1 protein-coding gene and 1 pseudogene are annotated in these 630 nt (G+C 43.7%); both read left to right on the forward strand.

The window, feature by feature from the left end; translation table 11 throughout:
• The coding region (locus tag GVN22_RS27595; RefSeq protein WP_166554193.1) for a C2H2-type zinc finger protein at positions 1 to 240 on the forward strand (240 nt) is incomplete at its 5' end.
• 45 nt (positions 241 to 285) lie between these two features.
• Positions 286 to 375, forward strand: a pseudogene (locus GVN22_RS27600).
• The last annotated feature ends 255 nt before the right edge of the window (positions 376 to 630 follow it).

Consider the following 630-nt stretch of genomic DNA (forward strand, 5'->3'; position numbering starts at 1 on the left):
TTGCAGATGGAACGTCTGGTGCGAACTTGCAGGCTAAAAGGTATAAATGTCTTTGATTTTCTGAAAACTGAGCTTGCACAAGTTCATGAGCTGACCAGTGTCGAAACAGAGCAAATACCACCATTTAACGAAATTTCGAGGTTTGAATGCCCTGTGTGTAAAAAGACTTTTAAAAGTCTGGCGGCCTTGACTGGCCACGGCCCACACAGGTGTAAGACTAAGTTAAATAGCAATTGTTAATTAGGTGTTGAGCGAATGTAGTGAGCTTTGCTTGCTTTCATTTTCGGGCATGTCGTACAATGTAGTACAATCTCCTTCCTAAACTTGGCGGTCTTATGTAGGAGAGTGGTGTTAGTTCGAGTCTAGCTGTGCCCACTAGAATTAAAAAGTTAAAAATTCGACAGGCCATCCCTGTGGGGTGGCTCTGTTTTGTCCTAACGTATAATAGATAAGGTTATTGAATTTGCCTTTAATTGGGCAATGGCTGGAGTACGGCTGTTGGTGGTTCGAGTCCACAAAATGGCGCAACGGGAAATAGCACGGGACGGTCTCCTGCATGTTGGTATATACCTCTGACAAGGCAATATACTGCTTCGATATGTAGAGGCCACCCACTCAAGTTATGAGAAT

Origin of the sequence: Cellulophaga sp. BC115SP (genome assembly GCF_009905545.1) — a bacterium.
GTDB lineage: Bacteria > Bacteroidota > Bacteroidia > Cytophagales > Spirosomataceae > Flectobacillus > Flectobacillus rivi.